We start from the raw sequence: 17,224 nt of genomic DNA on the forward strand, positions 1-17,224 counted from the left end.
ATAATTCCTCCTATTCTTATGCAAATATATCCGTATATAGAGTGGATTCATCCGGTAATGGACTCGCTTCCGCAAAAGCAGCTGCCTCTTTGATTGTTTTTTCTGCCGCTGCTTCAATGGAATCCGCTTCTTCTGCAGTCATCCAACCATTTTTAATCGCTTTTTCACGGAATTCAGGAATGGGATCACGGTCTTTATTGGGATCTTCATCCGTCTTGTATTTTTGTTCGTCCCCTTCAAAGTGACCATATTGCCGGTATGTGTCGCATTCAATTAATGTAGGACCTTTACCGGATTTGGCCCGTTCAATCGCTTCTTTTGTTGCGTTGTATACGGCTTCGACATCCATGCCATCCACACGTACACCGGGCATATTATAAGCTGGAGCCCTTTCGACCACTGTTTTAGAGGCACTTGCATATCGGAAAGGTGTGCCTTCGCCGAATTGGTTATTTTCACACACAAAGATAACAGGTAGATCTAAGATGGAAGCAAGATTTAGCCCTTCGTGGAACGTACCCTCATTTGAAGCACCATCGCCGAAGAAGCAAACAGCTACATTGTCCCGACCTAACGTTTTAATGCTAAGAGCTGCACCTGCAGCTAGTCCAAACCCACCACCAACAATCCCGTTGGCGCCTAGCATTCCTTTATCAACGTCGGCAACATGCATGGAGCCGCCTTTTCCTCCACCCAGGCCATCTTTTTTTCCCATGATTTCAGCCATCATGCCATTGATATCGCAACCTTTTGCAATGGCATGTCCATGTCCACGGTGAGTACTTGTAATATAATCCTCGTCATCCAATAAACTCATCACTCCGGTTGCAACGGCTTCTTCACCCGCGTATAAATGGACAAATCCTGGTATTAAACCTTTTCCAAAGGTGCGGTGTACATCATCTTCAAAAAATCTAATTTCATTCATCTTTTGATAAATCCAAAGTGCTTCATTCTTTTCCATTCGTAATTCCTCCTTGTTTGGTGTTTACATATGAATCGCTTGTTTGAATAATGCATTTGCGCTTTCTCCAATTGCTTCAGCCACTGCAGGATGTGCATGTATAAGGCTTGCAAGCTCATTCATCGTTCCTTCTGAGTGTTTCACAGCCAAAATTTCCCCGATTAACTCGGTTGCGTGGGCACCGACAATAACCGCCCCCAAAATTTCCTGATATGTACGATCGGAGATGATTTTAACAAAACCTTCTGTTTCTCCCATGGCAATGGCTTTTCCATTTCCAGAAAGGGGAGAGGTGGTGACGCTTACATCATAATTGTCATTCTTGGCTTGCTCTTCACTTAGCCCAAATGAAGCAATTTCGGGATGAGTATATACGCATCTAGGGATTTCAGTCTGATCTATGGGTTGGGGAGCTTCGCCATTCATTGCATGTACTGCAACTAGACCTTCTGCACTTGCCGCATGAGCCAACTGATAGCCTCCGATTAAATCTCCTACTGCATAAACATGTTTCTTACTAGTTTCATAGTATTCATTGACAGCCACAAACTTGTTGGTATCATCCATTTTTATTTTTAGGTCTTGTACCAACTCAATATTAGGGGTTCTACCGGTTGCGACTAGCAGGGTATCATAGGAGATTTCTTGGTCTGCTAATATAACCTGATCTTTTTTCACTTCCCGGATATCGGCCTTAACGATGGTTTGGATGTTTTTCCTTTTCAATTCCTTTTTGATGATTTTTCGTGCGTCCACATCTTCGGTCAATAGAATGTCAGGAGCAACTTCGACAATTGTCACTTTCGTTCCCAATGGCGCCATGGCAAAAGCCAGTTCTACCGAAATGACTCCACCACCAATGATCACCATGGCTTTCGGCAATTCCTTCAGGTCAAAAAATGAATCGGTAGTAAGGTAATCCACTTGATCCAGCCCTTTGATTGGAGGGATGAAGGGCTTGCTTCCGGTTGCCAATAAAATATCTTGGCCTTTTATTTTGTCATCACCGATTGAAACGATTAAGTTCTCCGTTATGGATGCGTCTCCTTGAAATAAAGTGATTTTATTTGTCTTTAACAAATGTTCCACACCACTCGTCAATGATTGCACTACTTGATCTTTACGCTTCATCAGTTTTGAGAAATTAATGGATAATTCACCCGTTTCAATTCCCCAGCTGTTTGCCTTTTTTATTTCTTCAATCATTTCTCCATGCTTTAAAAGTGTCTTGGAAGGGATACAGCCAACATTAAGACAGGCCCCGCCAATTTTCTTTTTTTCGATGATGGCGACTTTTTTTCCTAACTGTGCAGCCCGAATGGCAGAAACATATCCTCCAGGACCTGCGCCAATTATAATCACGTCAAATTCCTTCATCTTTACATCACCTGGCTTTCATCTTGAAGTGGAATTTTTCCTACACTAATACATTATGCAAGTGGCGTGCCAATATAGAGCAGGGGGGTGGAATTTCGTTCATCTCCATGAATATCAATGGTTATCACCCATTATTTTGATCATCATCTCCTATATAGAACTGTTCCAATGAAACAAGTAAATGTATCAATGTCTCACAGAAAAAGCCCAAACTGTATCACTCTATCAGTGAGTGGATAAGTTTGGGCTTTTATCGTTGCATGTTATTTAATTATCCAAGCCAATCTTCTGGTTTCAGTTGATACTGCTTGATTTTTCGATAGATGGTAGAGCGGGAAATGCAAAGGGTCTTTGCAACGTTGGTAATGTTTCCGTTTTCTCTGATCATGGCTTCAATAAGCGCTTCTTTCTCGTTTTCCCCTATATTTTTAACCAATTCAGGAGGAAGGTCGAATGGGAATACTATATTTCCTTCCGTATTGAATAGGGCTTGCTGGATAACATTTTTTAATTCTCTTATGTTTCCTGGCCATGTGTATTGTGTCAGGCAGTCCATGGTATCTGGGTGTATCCGGATGTCTTGTTTCCCGAATTGACCACCCATGGTCTCCATGAATTGGGTGACTAACTCAGGAACATCGTCGATTCTTTCCCGCAAAGAAGGAATTCTCATTTGGATTACGCAAAGTCGATAATATAAATCCTCGCGGAACTCTCCTTTTTTGACCGCTTCCGCTAAATTTTTATGAGTAGCAGCGATGACACGAACATCGAGAGGTATTGGTTTATCTCCGCCAATTCTTGTGACGACTCTCTCTTCGAGTATTCGAAGTAAATGAACTTGTAAATCAAGCGGCATATCTCCAATTTCATCAAGAAAGATTGTGCCTTTTTGGGCCAGCTCGAACTTCCCGGGATTGCCTTTCGCCTTAGCTCCGGTAAAGGCCCCAGATTCATAACCGAATAGTTCACTTTCAAATAATCCATGAGGGATGGCACCACAGTTTATCGCTACGAAAGGCTGATCACGGCGGTTGCTTGCCTGATGGATTGCCTGCGCGAAAACTTCTTTTCCCGTCCCGGTTTCTCCTGTTAGGAAAAGTGTGGCATCGATTAACGATGCCTTTCGCGCCTTTTTCACGACATCTACAAAATCGTTGGAGGAACCGACCATATCATCAAAGTTATAGCGTGTAGATTTAGTATGTAAGGAACGGCCTGATGAAGGCGTATGTCCGATGGAAGATGGATAGGCTGAATTCTCTCTTAGAAATATGACTGCACCTAGCCGTTCGTCTTGGAAAGTAACGGGATAGATGGAGCAAATGAATTTTTGCTTGTTTTCATCATGACTTACTTTTTCTTCTCTTATTCTCAGTCCGTAGAGTAAGACAGAATCAACAAGTCTATCTAATTCAGGGAGATGCTTGATTGATTGAACATCTTTTAGGATGGAATGCGATTTGGCCACTCTATTTTTTTCTATAATGCTTTTTCCAGTATTCACTACAAATACGGCATCTTCCACACCTTCTAGTGCTGTATTCAAAAATAAATTATTACGCAGAATATACTCATGATATTGCCGATCAATAGATTTCGATATATTGTTCACTTCTGAAATGACGAGCCCAATCGTGTGTTGGTGCACTTGATTAGAGCAACCTGCAATATTGATGATTCCTATTAGCTCGTTTGTAAAAGGATCCAAAATGGGGGAGGCGACACAATACCAATCATGATTTTTTTCACAGAAGTGTTCAGAAAACAAAACTCGAGAAGGTTGTTTCGTCTTCAACACCATTCCTACCGCGTTTGTTCCTGCAGATGTTTCACTCCATGTGCCCCCCGTGAAAATACTTATCCGCTCAGCATTTTCCAATACACCCTTTTCACCGGAGGAGTGCAGAATAGTACCATGTTTATCCGTAATGGAAAGCATTGTTTTAGAGTCATGTAGGATATCTGACAAACTGTTTATTTTCGGGGTAGCGAATGAAAGCAATTGCTGGTTTTTATCGAGCCGAGTCTTCAAAGTGTTTGGGCTAATGATCTCATTAATTTTATTCTGGAATGGGCTGATGCCTAGTTTCTTGGAATTTTCCCATGAATCGAAAATCTCAGCCCGGATGCTTTTATCAGGATACTGTCCTTTTTCTTGGTAAAGGTTCCAAGCGCTTTTCGTGGAAAGGTTGTATTCTTGGGATTCAACAATAGCTCTTCTAAGTGTCTGATTCATTGAATGTCCTCCATCATATTGTTACTTAGGTGTATCTCGTTAATTTAAAACAACTTATTCCAGCCATTTAAATTAACGATAGCTAGAAGATATTATTAAAAAGGACCAAGCTAAAGCGGGTTTTAATTTATAGAAGATGAAGTATTGGTATTGAATGAAGAAGATTAGCATTTAGCTCTTTTGGTCCATCATCACTTAGCGAAGTGATCCATAACGAAGAAGGCAAGCCATTACATATAAATAAAACAGGAAGGAATGCTAAAGATCATGTTGCTGGATAGTCGTTAGACTATCCAGTTCATCTATCCGAACATTCTTTAACGGATTTTCATCTCATTTAGCTTGTACTAATATTTTTATTTGATTTCTTTCTTTTAATAGACCTTCGAAGCCATCTTCGATTACATTATCAAGCGTGATACGCTTAGTTACTAGTTTGTCGGCCGGGAAGTATCCTTGTGCCATTAAGCTTATGACAGCTGGAAATACATCACGATAGCCAATGATACCCGTTACTGTACGTTCTTTCAGAACGATATTTTGAGGATGAATGGGGGCCTCTTTTTCAAAAATACTTACAATCATCGTCTCACCATTGAATGTAGTGGAGTTGATGGCTTGTGTTAAGACTGGTGGGATTCCTGTGACTTCATAAGAAACATCCACTCCACCATTTGAAAGGTTTTGAATTTGTTCTACAACATCTCCGTTATTTGGGTCAATTGCGATGGCTCCAAGTTCTTCTGCTTTCTGTCTACGTTGTTCCGATAACTCAACCGCATAGATTTCCGCCGCTCCGGCTGCTTTAAGGGCTTCAATAACCAATAAACCGATTGGGCCAGTTCCAAAGACGGCAGCTTTATCGCCAACTTGTAGTTTGCTTTGTTTTACAGCATGAAGAGCCACAGCTGAGGGCTCGACAAGTGCTCCTTGCTCATATGAAACAGTTTCAGGAAGTTTATGTAACATATGTTCTGGAACAGAAGTGTATTCGGAAAATCCGCCTCCGCCTCCAGCAAGTCCGTAGAACCCCATTTTGTTGCAAAGGTTGTATTTCCCTTGTTTGCATGCATCACATTCACCGCATGAATAGATGGGTTCCACAACAACGCGATCCCCGGCCTTTACTTTAGTGACGCCTTCACCAATTTCAATGACTTTTCCAGAGAACTCATGCCCCATAACAATCGGAGCTTTATCCCCGCTTAAAGGATGTGGTTCTTCCGCTGGGATGAATATGGGTCCTGCCGTATACTCATGCAAGTCACTCCCACAAATTCCACACCACTCGACTTTAAGTTTAACTTCGCCTTTTTTTGCATGTGGCTCTTCGATATTGTCTAATCTTAAATCTTTAGTATTATGCCATCTGAGCGCTTTCATATTGACACTTCCTTTTGTAGTATGGATTTTATTACCACTGAATCTCAAAATCAGTATACTATTATCGTAATTTTCTTTCAATTTTCAGTAGAGTCTAGTAAACGAGAAGTTTTGGATGATAGGGTAGTAGTCTTAAGCACTTCGAAAGTGATCTTACGAGAGTTATTGAACGGGTTCAATCAAATTGCTGGATAGGGGTATGTTGAGAAAAAATATGGGAGAGGCGTTTTCGAATGAGATGCATGGAGAGGGGAGAGGCTTTTGAGGCCTTTCCCTTTTTCACTGAGACATTGCGGTCCTTATTTATTCCGTAACCGATAACGTAACGGAGCCGATTCCTTCAAATTGACCAGTATACATCCCGATTTCTAGTGTTTTTGGTAGGATGAATGTGCCAGATGATACGAACATGCCTGGTTCGAGTGTTAAATTATGTTGCCCGAGTTTTTCAAGTAGCCACATGATGGCCTTGAGCGGATGCCCCATTACAACCGAAGATGTACCTTCATCAATGGTTTGTCCATTGAAGAGCAACTTGCCATTGATATTGTCTATATCAGTGTAGGTGTAGTCTTTTGCTTCCCCGATGGTTACTTTTCCGCCAACTGCCCCATCTGCGCAAACCTGTTCTTTTGGCATTTTAGGAAACCAATCCTCAAAGCGGGAATCAGGAACTTCTAATCCTGGAGCAATTTGTGTTTTGTTGATTATTTCTTCTTCAGTAGAAGCGGCAGTCAAGGGCTCTTTGACAATAAAGACTAACTCCAGTTCGATCAGCGGACTTAGCATTTGCTTACTTAAAGAGATCTTATTGGTTATTTGTTTATCGGTTAACTGTCCATACAACGGTTCCTTGGCGTTAAACAAGGCTTGTGTTTCGGGACTAGTCATACTGATTTTATACCCTTTCAGGCATTCATCATTTGCTCTTTTTGCGGCAGTGAAAGCATGTTGAATTCGATAGGCTTCTTCCAAACTGATATGTGATGAAAAAACGTCCTTTTTCAATGCCTTTACGTGTATGTAGGAGTCAGACAATTTGTTCAAAAAGACTTCCTTAATCATTCTATCTCATCCCTTCTAATTGAATATTAATACTATTCTAACATTTTTTAAAAGGAAGAGTTTATTCTTTCTGCCAGAAAACCAGTGAAATAGAAATCATGGAATGCCTTAAACGTTTTTGTTTGAAAAACCTGGTTAGATGGGTTGTAGAATCCATCTAATTGCCTACTAATTTTATCCAAATCAACCCGTAGGATTTACCCAAAAATGTGAAACAATTTCATTTTTTTAAAAAAACTTTTTACGTCTTCGGTACGGAACCAATTACGCGGTTTTTCGGTAAGGGCTTACACCGTTGGTACGTCAAAGTTAACCGAGGGTAATCGAAGCAAATTATCCGCGTGAGAATAGTGGGATCTTATCATGCAATTAAGCCAGGTATCATCACGGTTTACACTCCGCTTCATTTGAATCTTATTTCAATCTTTGTTAAGGTTATTAAGTACTTTAGGGATAAACGTTTAGTCCTAGGGATGGGACGAACAAAAAAATCCAAGTAAAAAACCATTTAAATGTCAGTCGGTATACACCGTTTCTGCAACTATCCTCAGTTGTGATTACTCCTTTTTTTTCTACTTGAAATGCTCAAATAATCACACGTAAATGATCAAGCGATGAATCATGGTCATTGTAAACGTGTTTTTCTTAATGGGTTGTGGTTTAGGACAACCACCGCTTAATTTGGCCACTTCTGTCTTTATTAGGGACACATACTTGATTGTGGTCTAAGGAAAACTCTAAATGATATCCATGTATTCTACTATCGCACCTCTTTTTTCTACTAAAAAAACTCAATTATTTTACACATATGACCAGGACTAATTATGTGAATGTTAAGTATTTTTCAGTGCGTTCGTTTTGGTATACAGTGTAACGTTTTACCCATTATGTTACGTCATTCCCCCTTTTGACGTTCGTGTGAAAGTGCAGGTTGGACTAGCTTAAGAGAGTAGAATTATACAATCATGATGACTCATCACAAGATGAGGAAAACAGCAGAACTGAACATCATATGGTCAACAAACTAACGAGGTGACTGAATGAAGCCATATGTAGAGGTCAGAAATGTTTCGAAAATTTTTGGGAAATCCCCAAAAGCAGCTACGGATTTATTGAAGCAAGGCAAGTCAAAGAAGGAAATTTTGAAAGAAACGGGTCAAACGGTTGGTGTGAATAACGTCAATTTTGAAATTTATCCCGGTGAAATTTTCGTGATCATGGGGTTATCCGGAAGCGGAAAATCGACTTTGATCCGTATGTTCAATCGATTGATTGATCCAACTTTAGGCGAAATCCTAATCGAAAATGAAGATATTGTAAAGATGAATGCGGCCCGCTTAAGAAAAGTAAGGCAACAGAAAATTAGCATGGTTTTTCAAAACTTTGCTTTATTCCCTCATAAAACGATACTGGAAAATGCCGAGTACGGGCTGGAAATTCAAAAGGTGGATGTGAAAATCCGACGTGAAAAAGCCATGAGTGCGCTTGAAGCGGTTGGGTTAAAGGGATATGAAGAACAGATGCCTTCACAACTTAGCGGCGGGATGCAACAAAGGGTCGGTCTTGCACGTGCGCTTGCAAGCGATACGGATGTCTTGTTGATGGATGAGGCCTTTAGTGCGCTTGATCCGTTGATCCGTAAAGACATGCAGGATGAATTGCTAGAAATTCAAGAGCAATACAAAAAGACGATCATTTTCATTACCCATGATCTTGATGAGGCATTAAGAATCGGGGATAGGATTGCGCTTATGAAAGACGGAAGCGTCATCCAACTGGGAACACCAGAACAAATCATGATGAACCCGGCTAATGAGTTTGTTGAGAAGTTTGTTGAAGATGTGGACTTATCCAAGGTGCTTACCGCATCTCACGTGATGAAGCGGCCTGAGAAAATCGCAGTGGACCGTGGTCCAAGGGTTGCCCTTGAGATCATGCGCAAACAAGGTTATTCCAGCATATTCGTCGTAGATCGTAAGCAAGTCTTATTAGGGGCTTTGTCGGCAGAGCAAGCACGCCAGGCATTGAGAAATGACCAATCTATTTCTGAGGTGATGTCAACGGATATCCCGACGGTTCCTGAGGAAGAATTACTTGTAAACCTTATGGACGTGATGGCAACTTCCAGTCTGCCGATTTCGGTCATTGATGATAAGAGAAGAATAAAAGGAATCATTGTCCGTGGTGCCGTCATTGGGGCATTGGCAGGTAATAAAGATTCATTGAATGAACTGATAGAAATGGAGAGTGAAGTTCAATGAATATACCAAAAATCCCATTAGGCGCTTGGGTCGACTCTTTAGTGGACTGGATAACGATTGCATTTGCCGGATTATTTACTCTTATAACGAATGCGATCGAAGGGTTATTGAACCTCTTAGTAGATGTGATGAGTGTTGGACCTTCCATCGTATTGATTATTGTTTTAACTCTTTTAGTTGCCTATACAAGCAAATGGCCGTTAGGAATATTTACGTTCGTTAGCTTATTATTAATTGATAATCTAGGATATTGGGACTCAAGCATACAAACGATTGCTATCGTTTTATTATCAGGGTTCCTCACCATTCTGATAGGGATCCCAGTCGGTATCTGGAGTGCACAGAGTAAGACGGTAAGAAGAATCGTGACACCCGTTCTGGATTTCATGCAAACGATGCCTGCATTCGTTTACTTGATTCCGGCCATCCTATTTTTTGGAATAGGGGTCGTGCCAGGGATCATCGCGTCGTTCATTTTTGCCATCGCACCAACGATTCGAATGACGAGTCTTGGCATTCAGGAAGTGCCCAATGATTTGATTGAAGCAACGGATGCTTTCGGTTCAACGAGTAGCCAAAAGCTATTCAAGGTACAATTGCCATTGGCGATGCCAACGATTATGGCGGGAGTTAACCAAAGCATCATGCTTGCCCTTTCTATGGTCGTTACGGCTTCCTTGGTCGGTGCACCTGGCCTTGGGGCAGATGTTTACCGGGCAGTAAGCCAAATTAACGTCGGACAAGGCTTTGAAGCGGGCTTGTCGATTGTTATCATTGCCATCATTCTCGATCGCATCACGCAAAACCTGCGTAAACCAGCGTATGGCAAGCTTCTTAGCAAGAAAGTATTTTTCTCAGTTCTAGCGATCCTTGTGGTCGGTACGGCGTTATTTACAATCTTGAAAAAAGAAGAAGTCATGCAAGGCGGTACAAATAACTTTGGTGAACAGACCAATTATGAAATCATCGGTATCGAGCCGGGAGCCGGTTTGATGAAATTAACCAAAACGGCTATCGAAGATTACGATTTGGACAACTGGAATCTTGTCGAAGGTTCTTCAGCCGCGATGGTTGCGGAATTGAAGAAAGCGATTGATAAGAAAGAACCGATTATCGTTACGGGTTGGTCACCGCATTGGATGTTCTCAACATACGATTTGAAGTATCTTGACGATCCGAATGAATCCTTTGGCGGTGCTGAAAACATTAATACCATTGCTCGACAAGGACTCGAAAAGGATGCGCCTGGGGCGTATAAAATCCTAGATCAATTCTTCTGGGAAACGGGTGATATGGAAGATGTGATGGTCGAAGTTGCTGGGGGCAAGTCTCCATCTGAAGCAGCGGAAAAATGGATCAGTGCAAATCCTGATAAAGTGTCTGAATGGACAAAAGGTGCAAAAGCAGGAAATGGTGAAAGTATCAATCTTGTGTATGTGGCCTGGGATACGGAAATAGCCAGTACAAATGTGATTGGCAAGGTTCTCGAAAAGAATGGCTATGATGTAACACTAAGCCAAGTTGAAGTGGGACCAATGTTTGCTGGCGTTGCAAATGGAAGTGCGGATGCATTTGTTGCGGCATGGCTTCCAGGAACGCATCTTGAATATTACAATAAATATAAAGAAGATATCATCGATTTAGGACCAAACCTTAAAGGAACGAAGAATGGATTGGTTGTGCCAGATTACGTCGATATTGATTCTGTTGAAGACTTGAAATAAAGGAAAGAGGGATTTTCATTGATGAAAATCCCTCTTTTTTTTGTTTTATAAACTAGTGAGGCTTCCCTTTAATGGAAACAAATTTATTCTTCAACTCATCGTCCGTTACTTCAATTTTGCCCCTCAAGTCTTCGGATAGCAATACATAGCTTTTGACACCGATAAACTCCGAATCGGAAACGACGAAGAATCTTGCTCCTTTTTTATAAAGTGAGGAAAAGTCTTCCGTTAACTTATACATTTTCATCTTTTTTCCACCTTGGCTGTTGTTGAATGGTCATTATTAGGATGGAGAACAGGATGCTTTCATTATAAAGAGATTTCCTTCTTTAAAATAGGGGAAAATGCAAAACGTGGATAAAACTCGAATGAGGAGTAAGCAATCCCAACCGTTGAATGATAGAGTAGTAGAGGCAGTGGGATTGTATCCTTGTCAATCTCATGGATTATAGTGTTCCCCGATTGACTTGTTCTTTTAAGAGCTGAATGTTTCCTAATACGTTCTTCGATATTTCCAAGGTGGCTTCAATTGCCATTGCTTTTTGACCTGATAGTTGAAAGGTAATATCCTCGAATAAAACTTCCATGTCATCCAGAACGGCTAGAGCAGAAACATTGTATAGACGAACATCACTAAATTTTCCAGGTTCGAAAATCGCTGTATCGATATATGGTTTAAAATTACTAAGCATTTCAGGAAGATTGATGATCATACGGTCCATTCCTAGACGAATGCCTTCTATGGATGTTTCCATTTCTATGATAGGTTCCAATACTTCTTGGACGGCGTTCTTTATTTTCTGTTCATAATCCGTAAATAAACTTATAAGCAAGCTCACAGGATTACCGTAAATTCCTACTGTCAAAACGGCATTAACAGCTAGAATGATGGCGTCTAATGCTGCCTCGATCAGTGTCAGTACTGTTTTTACGCTTATGAGGATCGGCATTAATACCGTCATCCCTAAAGTGTTGATTTGATTATGTGCCATTTGGACTTGAATCTCTTTGATTTTCATGCCGACCTTTAGGTAGGGGGAGGGCTCTAAAGTGATAAGAGCTGTTTTCTGGACAGAGCCTATTCCATCTGTCGGGGATACGCTGGTTTGTATGGCTTCTGCTATACTGGCGTCCTTATCGTGAAACGTATCGGCAATGTCCTGAACTTGGCGCTCGTAATCCTGTAATTGTTTATAGACGCTTTCCTTATTTCTTTCGAGTATGTCATAGTGCGCGTCAAGTTCTCCTACAACTGCATCTACAAAAAGGTCTTTTCCGCCTTTAAATAACTCCGGGATTTCATTCGAAATAATAGTCCCTACACTTGCCACTAAGTCATCGATATCCGCTTTCAATTGCTCCAAGTACTCTTTTGGAGCATCGAAAAGAGTCTCGACGCTTAGATTCACGGATGTGATATATTCGACTATCTCAACAGGTTTAGAGTTCAGGACATTATTTAGAATCCTGCATTTGTCTTCTGCCTTATCGAGGAGCCTAATTAGTTCGTCTATGCATGCCTTCATGACAAACCCCGTTGTGGTGATACCCATAAAGACAGGTTCCCCGGCAGTTTCCTCGAACTTTTGTTGAAAGGCATCCTGAAGTGCTGTTACCCGTTGATGGAATTTTTCATTTTCGGTATGGACGATACGGACTGAGTTACCGACATATTCGCTGACCTTGCCAAGACGACCTTTCACATTATCACGTATTCCATGGGACAGTAGCATCATGTTTTCTTGGTTCATTTCGATTCTCTCATTCTGGCCCCCATATAAAGGGGCGCCTGTCCAGAGACTTGTGACGATATGATCGTCAGCTCCAATATGGACAAAGCCGTGACCTGGTTCTCCTTCTATTCCTATCTCTAATGTAAATTCTCCATTTGCATCTTGCTTGATATATCCAGTATGGTTGGAGCCAAGCATGGAAAAGGAGGGGACGCCATTATTTATTCCGTACTTCTTACCAGGAATGCGGTCGCCCATCTTAATGGTCTCTTCCGTCCCCGTCAGAAAGTCAAATTTACTATAGTAATTTGTAATATTAGCATATTCTTTATCCGGATCAACCATACCAGCAGGAAGAATCGCTGGATTTAGGGTAACGGCTTTTACTCCTGGATTATCGATTCCGACCGCATTGGTTAAAGCACCAGCAAGGGAATTTCCAGAGACGGAAGATACCTCTCCCACTTCATCATTTATATGCTCAAAATAGGCTACGGCTTCTCGGACCTGAGCAGGGGGGGCATCGCTAAGCAGTTTTGTATTCGTTCCAATCCAATCCGTATCCATTTGCTCACTGCCAACGAATACCACGGTCAGCTCTCTTGTTTTAACATTTTGAACAGTAAGTGCATCAAGACCGGTATCCGTGTTATAGATGGTATCTATCACCCTGAATTTCTTTTCATTCACCTTGAACACTTCATCTATATCATAGTGAACATAAGAATGGTATCCGGCAAGCTCGACTAAATCATTATCATCGGTGGCGTGGCTTGATAGGGTATTAACAACAGCCATAGAAGATCCTCCCTAATCTTTCATGATTTCATTTGGTGCTGTTCTTTTTAACGAGTTTTCCTTCGTCCCAATTGCTCGTCTTCGGTCGATTAAGTTATCATTCAATATGATGGAATATGAACCACGTGGGATGCCTTCCATCTTTTCGATATCAGAGACGATTTTATTGAAAATGGCTTCATCAGGGGCCTTATCTTTGTCTTTCATGTATAAATAAATGGTGAAAATGATATCCTCTGGTCCAAATGCGTCTTTCTGAAGAAAATCCCTCAATTCATCCTTACTGATATCCGGGTTTTTTAGATACATTTTATAGAGGGAATCAAATGTATCTCCTACTGGATTTACATAGTAGTGAGAGGTTGCGTATCCTTTAGCGCCTACTTTTTCAATGGCCTTTATTGGTGTTCCCACTATAGGGTAACTGGCTGTGGTTTCTTTTAAGTAGCGATCTAAGTTTGTGAAATCCTCATCAAAAGCCATGGCGTATAGTGCACCAGAAAGGGCGTTTTCCACTTGTCCCTCTTGAGACCAAACTTCATCTGTTTTTACTTTTTTCCTATCGAGATCAATGGGGACGATGGCAAAGGTATAAAAATGAGGTTCGCCGATTGACTCAACAAAAACAGATGCCCCATCAACCGCACCGATTATGTTATGGACCATAACTTCCGTCTTATATGTATCGAGGAAGAATGCCTTTACTGCCTTTTGAATCTCTTCCCGGTGACTTGCAGCGAGGTGACGGATTTCCTTTCGACTATTGCGTAGGGTGTACCCAGCCCCATGATAGTCTTGAATTCGTACAAAGTGATCTTTTTCATAAGCATTTCTTTCACCACTCGTGGCGACTATTTCCTTTTCTACTTCTTTATCTTTTGAAAGATTCATATTTAAGCATCCTCCCAGCAATACGGTTACACCTATTCCTAGCGCCATGACTTTTTTGCCCTTCATTTAAATATCCCCCCTTCAAAGATGCTGTACGATTTGAATATCCAATCATCTATTTTGCATTCCGCTTATACTCGTTTTTTACACATTACCCAACTAATGTAAATAATTCTATCATAATGGGAAATGTTACTTCTGATATCATCAAATGTTTTCAAAAAATAGGTAGAAAGGAATGGGATATTCGTAAGTTTGAAGTCCTTTGGTCTATTTGTGAGCAGAAGCTTACAACCATGATCATGATATCCGGGTTGTTTATAGTGAACATCGTTCAAAGAAGTATATTACATTTCCTCCCAAGTTAGTGTGGGCCGGACCTAAAGTCTTTAATCAAACGATTGATTAAAACAATGATGGGGGTGCAAAAGTCACCTTTTATAATGGAAAGGACGAATTAATCCTATTAAAGGAAAAAATAGTAGGTATATAGAGCGGTTTGTTTGAAAATATGGAAAAAAATGATATATATTTCGCCCAAAGTGGTTTAGAAATGTATGGAAACAGGTACTTAGACTTCTATGATGGTAGATTTAGGATTATTTATATAATCATAATTTACCATTTTATGACCCGTTTGTTAATTTTTATGGCAGAATTTGTATAGTTCTATTAAAATGTAACTAAACACATTAAAGGAGGAATTGTTATGTCACAAATTCGCGTAACCCCATCGGAACTTAAGGATGTAGCTAGACAATATGATAATGAAAGCCAGCAGGTCGTTGATATTATTGGCCGTTTGGATAAAATGAGGGATCACTTAACAGGGATTTGGGAAGGTTCTTCTAGTCAAGCCTTCGTTGGACAATATGAAGAATTAAAACCTTCATTTAATGATATGGCTCGTTTATTAAATGAAGTATCTCAACAATTGACGAAATCTGCTCAAATCCTTGAAGATACAGATAATCAAATCGCTAGCCAAATTCGCGGATAAATTAGATAAAAACGAGATAGAAGCTTTAGGGAAAAGCGCCGTGAATCTGATTGTAGATCGTGGCGTTTTTTTCTTTTAATGAGGTGATTGGCATTTATATTCAATTAACCATTGATTTAAAAAGATATACGGGCGAGGTCTTTGATCTCCAAGTGTCCAATTACCGCTCCGTCAAAAAGGTTGTGGAAATTGTCTGGGAGGTAAAGGGGATTGCACAAGTGCCACGGGAAGGATATTGGGTGCGGGTTCAAAATAAGGAGTTTGTTTGTTCCGGTTATGACACATTAGTGGATAGTGGCATCACGACGGGGGATCGGCTCGAGATTCTTTAATGGTAGAGGTATGTCTTACATATAGGAAAAAAGTCTAAAGCCCTTTAGCAGGGGTAAAGGAGTACATAGAATGGGTGAGAAAAAATCATCATATTTGGAAAAGCAAATGGAAGCGGTAATGAAGAAGAATGATGATGGATATATATTCGTTTTCCAACGTGCTAAATTGCTGATGCAGAATCCCTTGGAATTACAGCTGATTCAGGAAGTGGATTCGGTTCTTCATAAAACTATAGAGGTTTCAGAGGATGAGGTGCAGATCAGCATTGTACCGCCCACCTCTTTTTTTGCTTTTAACAAGGCACGCAATAAAAGTTCTTTGAATCGATGGATGGCTTCCCATCAAATGATTAACAAGATCAGGAGACATGAGTTAACTCGGTTACGGGTAATCGTCTGCCCGGAGAATCTGGTTTTCGATCGAAGTTTTACTCCCTATTTTCTTCATTATGGCGTAAAAGAAAGCCTGCCGCCGTATGAGGAGAACGCCAACCAGCTGTTTCAGGAAACCAAGGCGACGATTGCAGCTCTTGTTGATAGTCAGTATACATTTGATCAGTACCTTCTTTACCATAAAACTCTTAAACTATCGAAAGAAACCCAAAGTATCTTAGCGGAAGAGACTTGGGAAGGGCTGATCTTGTATGTCCAGAATCAAATAGAGTTTCTGGAAAAAGAACATAAAACATTTGTGCATATTCCAGAAAAAAAGTGGAAAATGGAGCGTTACACATTATGGGGAATAGGCATAATCTTAGTCCCTCTCTTATTCTTTACGATTTATACACTATTCTTTTCCCAACCAAGGCAAGAGGCTTATGTGGAAAGCGGGGAGAATTTCCTGAAACAGGAATATAGCCAAGTCATTGATCGATTGGAACATTTCAATCCTGAGAAAATGCCATATGTTGTTCAGTATGAGCTTTCTAAATCTTATGTCACTACCCATGGGTCATTGATGGACTTTCAGAAGGAAAATATCTTAAAGGCCATTACGCTACAGACCGATAGTCAGTATCTTCTCTATTGGATATACATTGGCCGGGGCATAAGCGAGGATGCAATCAACTTAGCGAGGATCATGGAAGATCGAGAATTGATTATGTATGGACTTTTGACACAAAAGGAACAAATTAAATCTAATGAGGATTTGTCCGGTGAAGAAAAGGAGACACAAGTGAAAGAAGTGGATACGGAGCTTAAGGAGTATAAAAAGGAAATGGATGAATATCAAAAACAGCTTGAAGAGGCCACGCAATTGGAAGAACAGGAGCAGCCTACTACAGAGCCAAATAGAGAAAGCGTAGTGGAACCGGAAGCCAAACCAGCTGTAAAAGAAGAGGAAAAGAAAAAGGAACCTGCTTCTAAAGAAGAACCTGATAGCAAGGAAGCCTCGGGAAAATCAGCTGAAGAAAAAGAGAAAGAGAATAGCAAAGATTGAGTACGTATGTGCCCTT

At 40.7% G+C, this 17,224-nt stretch carries 13 protein-coding genes; 5 read left to right on the forward strand and 8 right to left on the reverse strand.

Annotation, left to right across the window (positions count from 1 at the left end):
• Positions 1-16: 16 nt before the first annotated feature.
• The 5 genes from AC503W_RS01740 to AC503W_RS01760 form a co-directional block, all read right to left on the reverse strand.
• Complete coding sequence (locus tag AC503W_RS01740) at positions 17-964, reverse strand: thiamine pyrophosphate-dependent dehydrogenase E1 component subunit alpha (protein ID WP_402875505.1); 948 nt, start codon at positions 962-964, stop codon at positions 17-19.
• Between the two features lie 24 nt (positions 965-988).
• Complete coding sequence (gene lpdA, locus AC503W_RS01745) at positions 989-2,341, reverse strand: dihydrolipoyl dehydrogenase (RefSeq protein WP_427689018.1); 1,353 nt, start codon at positions 2,339-2,341, stop codon at positions 989-991.
• Positions 2,342-2,612: 271 nt separating this feature from the next.
• Positions 2,613-4,580, reverse strand: a complete 1,968-nt coding sequence (locus AC503W_RS01750; protein WP_427689016.1) for a sigma-54-dependent Fis family transcriptional regulator — start codon at positions 4,578-4,580, stop codon at positions 2,613-2,615.
• A gap of 333 nt (positions 4,581-4,913) precedes the next feature.
• Positions 4,914-5,963: a 2,3-butanediol dehydrogenase gene (locus AC503W_RS01755; RefSeq protein ID WP_402991610.1), complete on the reverse strand. Its 1,050-nt coding sequence runs from the start codon at positions 5,961-5,963 to the stop codon at positions 4,914-4,916.
• A 303-nt stretch (positions 5,964-6,266) separates the two neighbouring features.
• On the reverse strand, positions 6,267-7,028 hold the full coding sequence (locus tag AC503W_RS01760) for a 2-keto-4-pentenoate hydratase (protein WP_402959466.1): 762 nt from the start codon (positions 7,026-7,028) through the stop codon (positions 6,267-6,269).
• Between the two features lie 1,040 nt (positions 7,029-8,068).
• Here AC503W_RS01760 and AC503W_RS01765 point away from each other — a divergent pair.
• Together AC503W_RS01765 and AC503W_RS01770 are read left to right on the forward strand one after the other, a co-directional pair.
• On the forward strand, positions 8,069-9,289 hold the full coding sequence (locus AC503W_RS01765) for a quaternary amine ABC transporter ATP-binding protein (RefSeq protein WP_402875515.1): 1,221 nt from the start codon (positions 8,069-8,071) through the stop codon (positions 9,287-9,289).
• Positions 9,286-11,013 carry a glycine betaine ABC transporter substrate-binding protein gene (locus AC503W_RS01770; RefSeq protein WP_402875517.1) on the forward strand — a complete coding sequence of 576 codons (1,728 nt, stop codon included), beginning with the start codon at positions 9,286-9,288 and terminating at the stop codon, positions 11,011-11,013. Before AC503W_RS01765 ends, AC503W_RS01770 begins: the two co-directional genes overlap by 4 nt.
• A 52-nt stretch (positions 11,014-11,065) precedes the next feature.
• Here AC503W_RS01770 and AC503W_RS01775 read toward each other — a convergent pair whose 3' ends face one another.
• The 3 genes from AC503W_RS01775 to AC503W_RS01785 all read right to left on the reverse strand — a co-directional run bounded on the left by AC503W_RS01775 (position 11,066) and on the right by AC503W_RS01785 (position 14,501).
• Positions 11,066-11,260 (reverse strand): hypothetical protein, encoded by a 195-nt coding sequence (locus AC503W_RS01775; RefSeq protein WP_402875518.1) that lies wholly within the window; start codon positions 11,258-11,260, stop codon positions 11,066-11,068.
• Between the two features lie 199 nt (positions 11,261-11,459).
• A complete protein-coding gene (locus AC503W_RS01780; protein WP_427689014.1) occupies positions 11,460-13,544 on the reverse strand; it encodes an SA1320 family protein in 2,085 nt (694 codons plus the stop codon).
• 12 nt (positions 13,545-13,556) lie between these two features.
• Positions 13,557-14,501 carry a DUF1672 family protein gene (locus tag AC503W_RS01785; protein ID WP_427689012.1) on the reverse strand — a complete coding sequence of 315 codons (945 nt, stop codon included), beginning with the start codon at positions 14,499-14,501 and terminating at the stop codon, positions 13,557-13,559.
• Between the two features lie 643 nt (positions 14,502-15,144).
• On the opposite strand from AC503W_RS01785, the gene AC503W_RS01790 reads away from it, so the two are divergent.
• From AC503W_RS01790 to essB, 3 genes are all read left to right on the forward strand, one after another.
• Complete coding sequence (locus AC503W_RS01790) at positions 15,145-15,435, forward strand: WXG100 family type VII secretion target (protein WP_402875524.1); 291 nt, start codon at positions 15,145-15,147, stop codon at positions 15,433-15,435.
• A 92-nt stretch (positions 15,436-15,527) separates the two neighbouring features.
• On the forward strand, positions 15,528-15,767 hold the full coding sequence (gene yukD / locus AC503W_RS01795) for an ESX secretion system protein YukD (RefSeq protein WP_402875549.1): 240 nt from the start codon (positions 15,528-15,530) through the stop codon (positions 15,765-15,767).
• Positions 15,768-15,837: 70 nt separating this feature from the next.
• Positions 15,838-17,208 carry a type VII secretion protein EssB gene (gene essB / locus AC503W_RS01800; RefSeq protein ID WP_402991621.1) on the forward strand — a complete coding sequence of 457 codons (1,371 nt, stop codon included), beginning with the start codon at positions 15,838-15,840 and terminating at the stop codon, positions 17,206-17,208.
• The last annotated feature ends 16 nt before the right edge of the window (positions 17,209-17,224 follow it).

Source organism: Peribacillus suis (assembly GCF_059384845.1).

What these genes read in the sequence shown, in the direction of transcription:
- AC503W_RS01740 (WP_402875505.1), bottom strand. Translation starts at nt 964, where the DNA reads ATGGAAAAGAATGAAGCACTTTGGATTTATCAAAAGATGAATGAAATT.
- lpdA (WP_427689018.1), bottom strand. Translation starts at nt 2,341, where the DNA reads ATGAAGGAATTTGACGTGATTATAATTGGCGCAGGTCCTGGAGGATAT.
- AC503W_RS01750 (WP_427689016.1), bottom strand. Translation starts at nt 4,580, where the DNA reads ATGAATCAGACACTTAGAAGAGCTATTGTTGAATCCCAAGAATACAAC.
- AC503W_RS01755 (WP_402991610.1), bottom strand. Translation starts at nt 5,963, where the DNA reads ATGAAAGCGCTCAGATGGCATAATACTAAAGATTTAAGATTAGACAAT.
- AC503W_RS01760 (WP_402959466.1), bottom strand. Translation starts at nt 7,028, where the DNA reads ATGATTAAGGAAGTCTTTTTGAACAAATTGTCTGACTCCTACATACAC.
- AC503W_RS01765 (WP_402875515.1), top strand. Translation starts at nt 8,069, where the DNA reads ATGAAGCCATATGTAGAGGTCAGAAATGTTTCGAAAATTTTTGGGAAA.
- AC503W_RS01770 (WP_402875517.1), top strand. Translation starts at nt 9,286, where the DNA reads ATGAATATACCAAAAATCCCATTAGGCGCTTGGGTCGACTCTTTAGTG.
- AC503W_RS01775 (WP_402875518.1), bottom strand. Translation starts at nt 11,260, where the DNA reads ATGAAAATGTATAAGTTAACGGAAGACTTTTCCTCACTTTATAAAAAA.
- AC503W_RS01780 (WP_427689014.1), bottom strand. Translation starts at nt 13,544, where the DNA reads ATGGCTGTTGTTAATACCCTATCAAGCCACGCCACCGATGATAATGAT.
- AC503W_RS01785 (WP_427689012.1), bottom strand. Translation starts at nt 14,501, where the DNA reads ATGAAGGGCAAAAAAGTCATGGCGCTAGGAATAGGTGTAACCGTATTG.
- AC503W_RS01790 (WP_402875524.1), top strand. Translation starts at nt 15,145, where the DNA reads ATGTCACAAATTCGCGTAACCCCATCGGAACTTAAGGATGTAGCTAGA.
- essB (WP_402991621.1), top strand. Translation starts at nt 15,838, where the DNA reads ATGGGTGAGAAAAAATCATCATATTTGGAAAAGCAAATGGAAGCGGTA.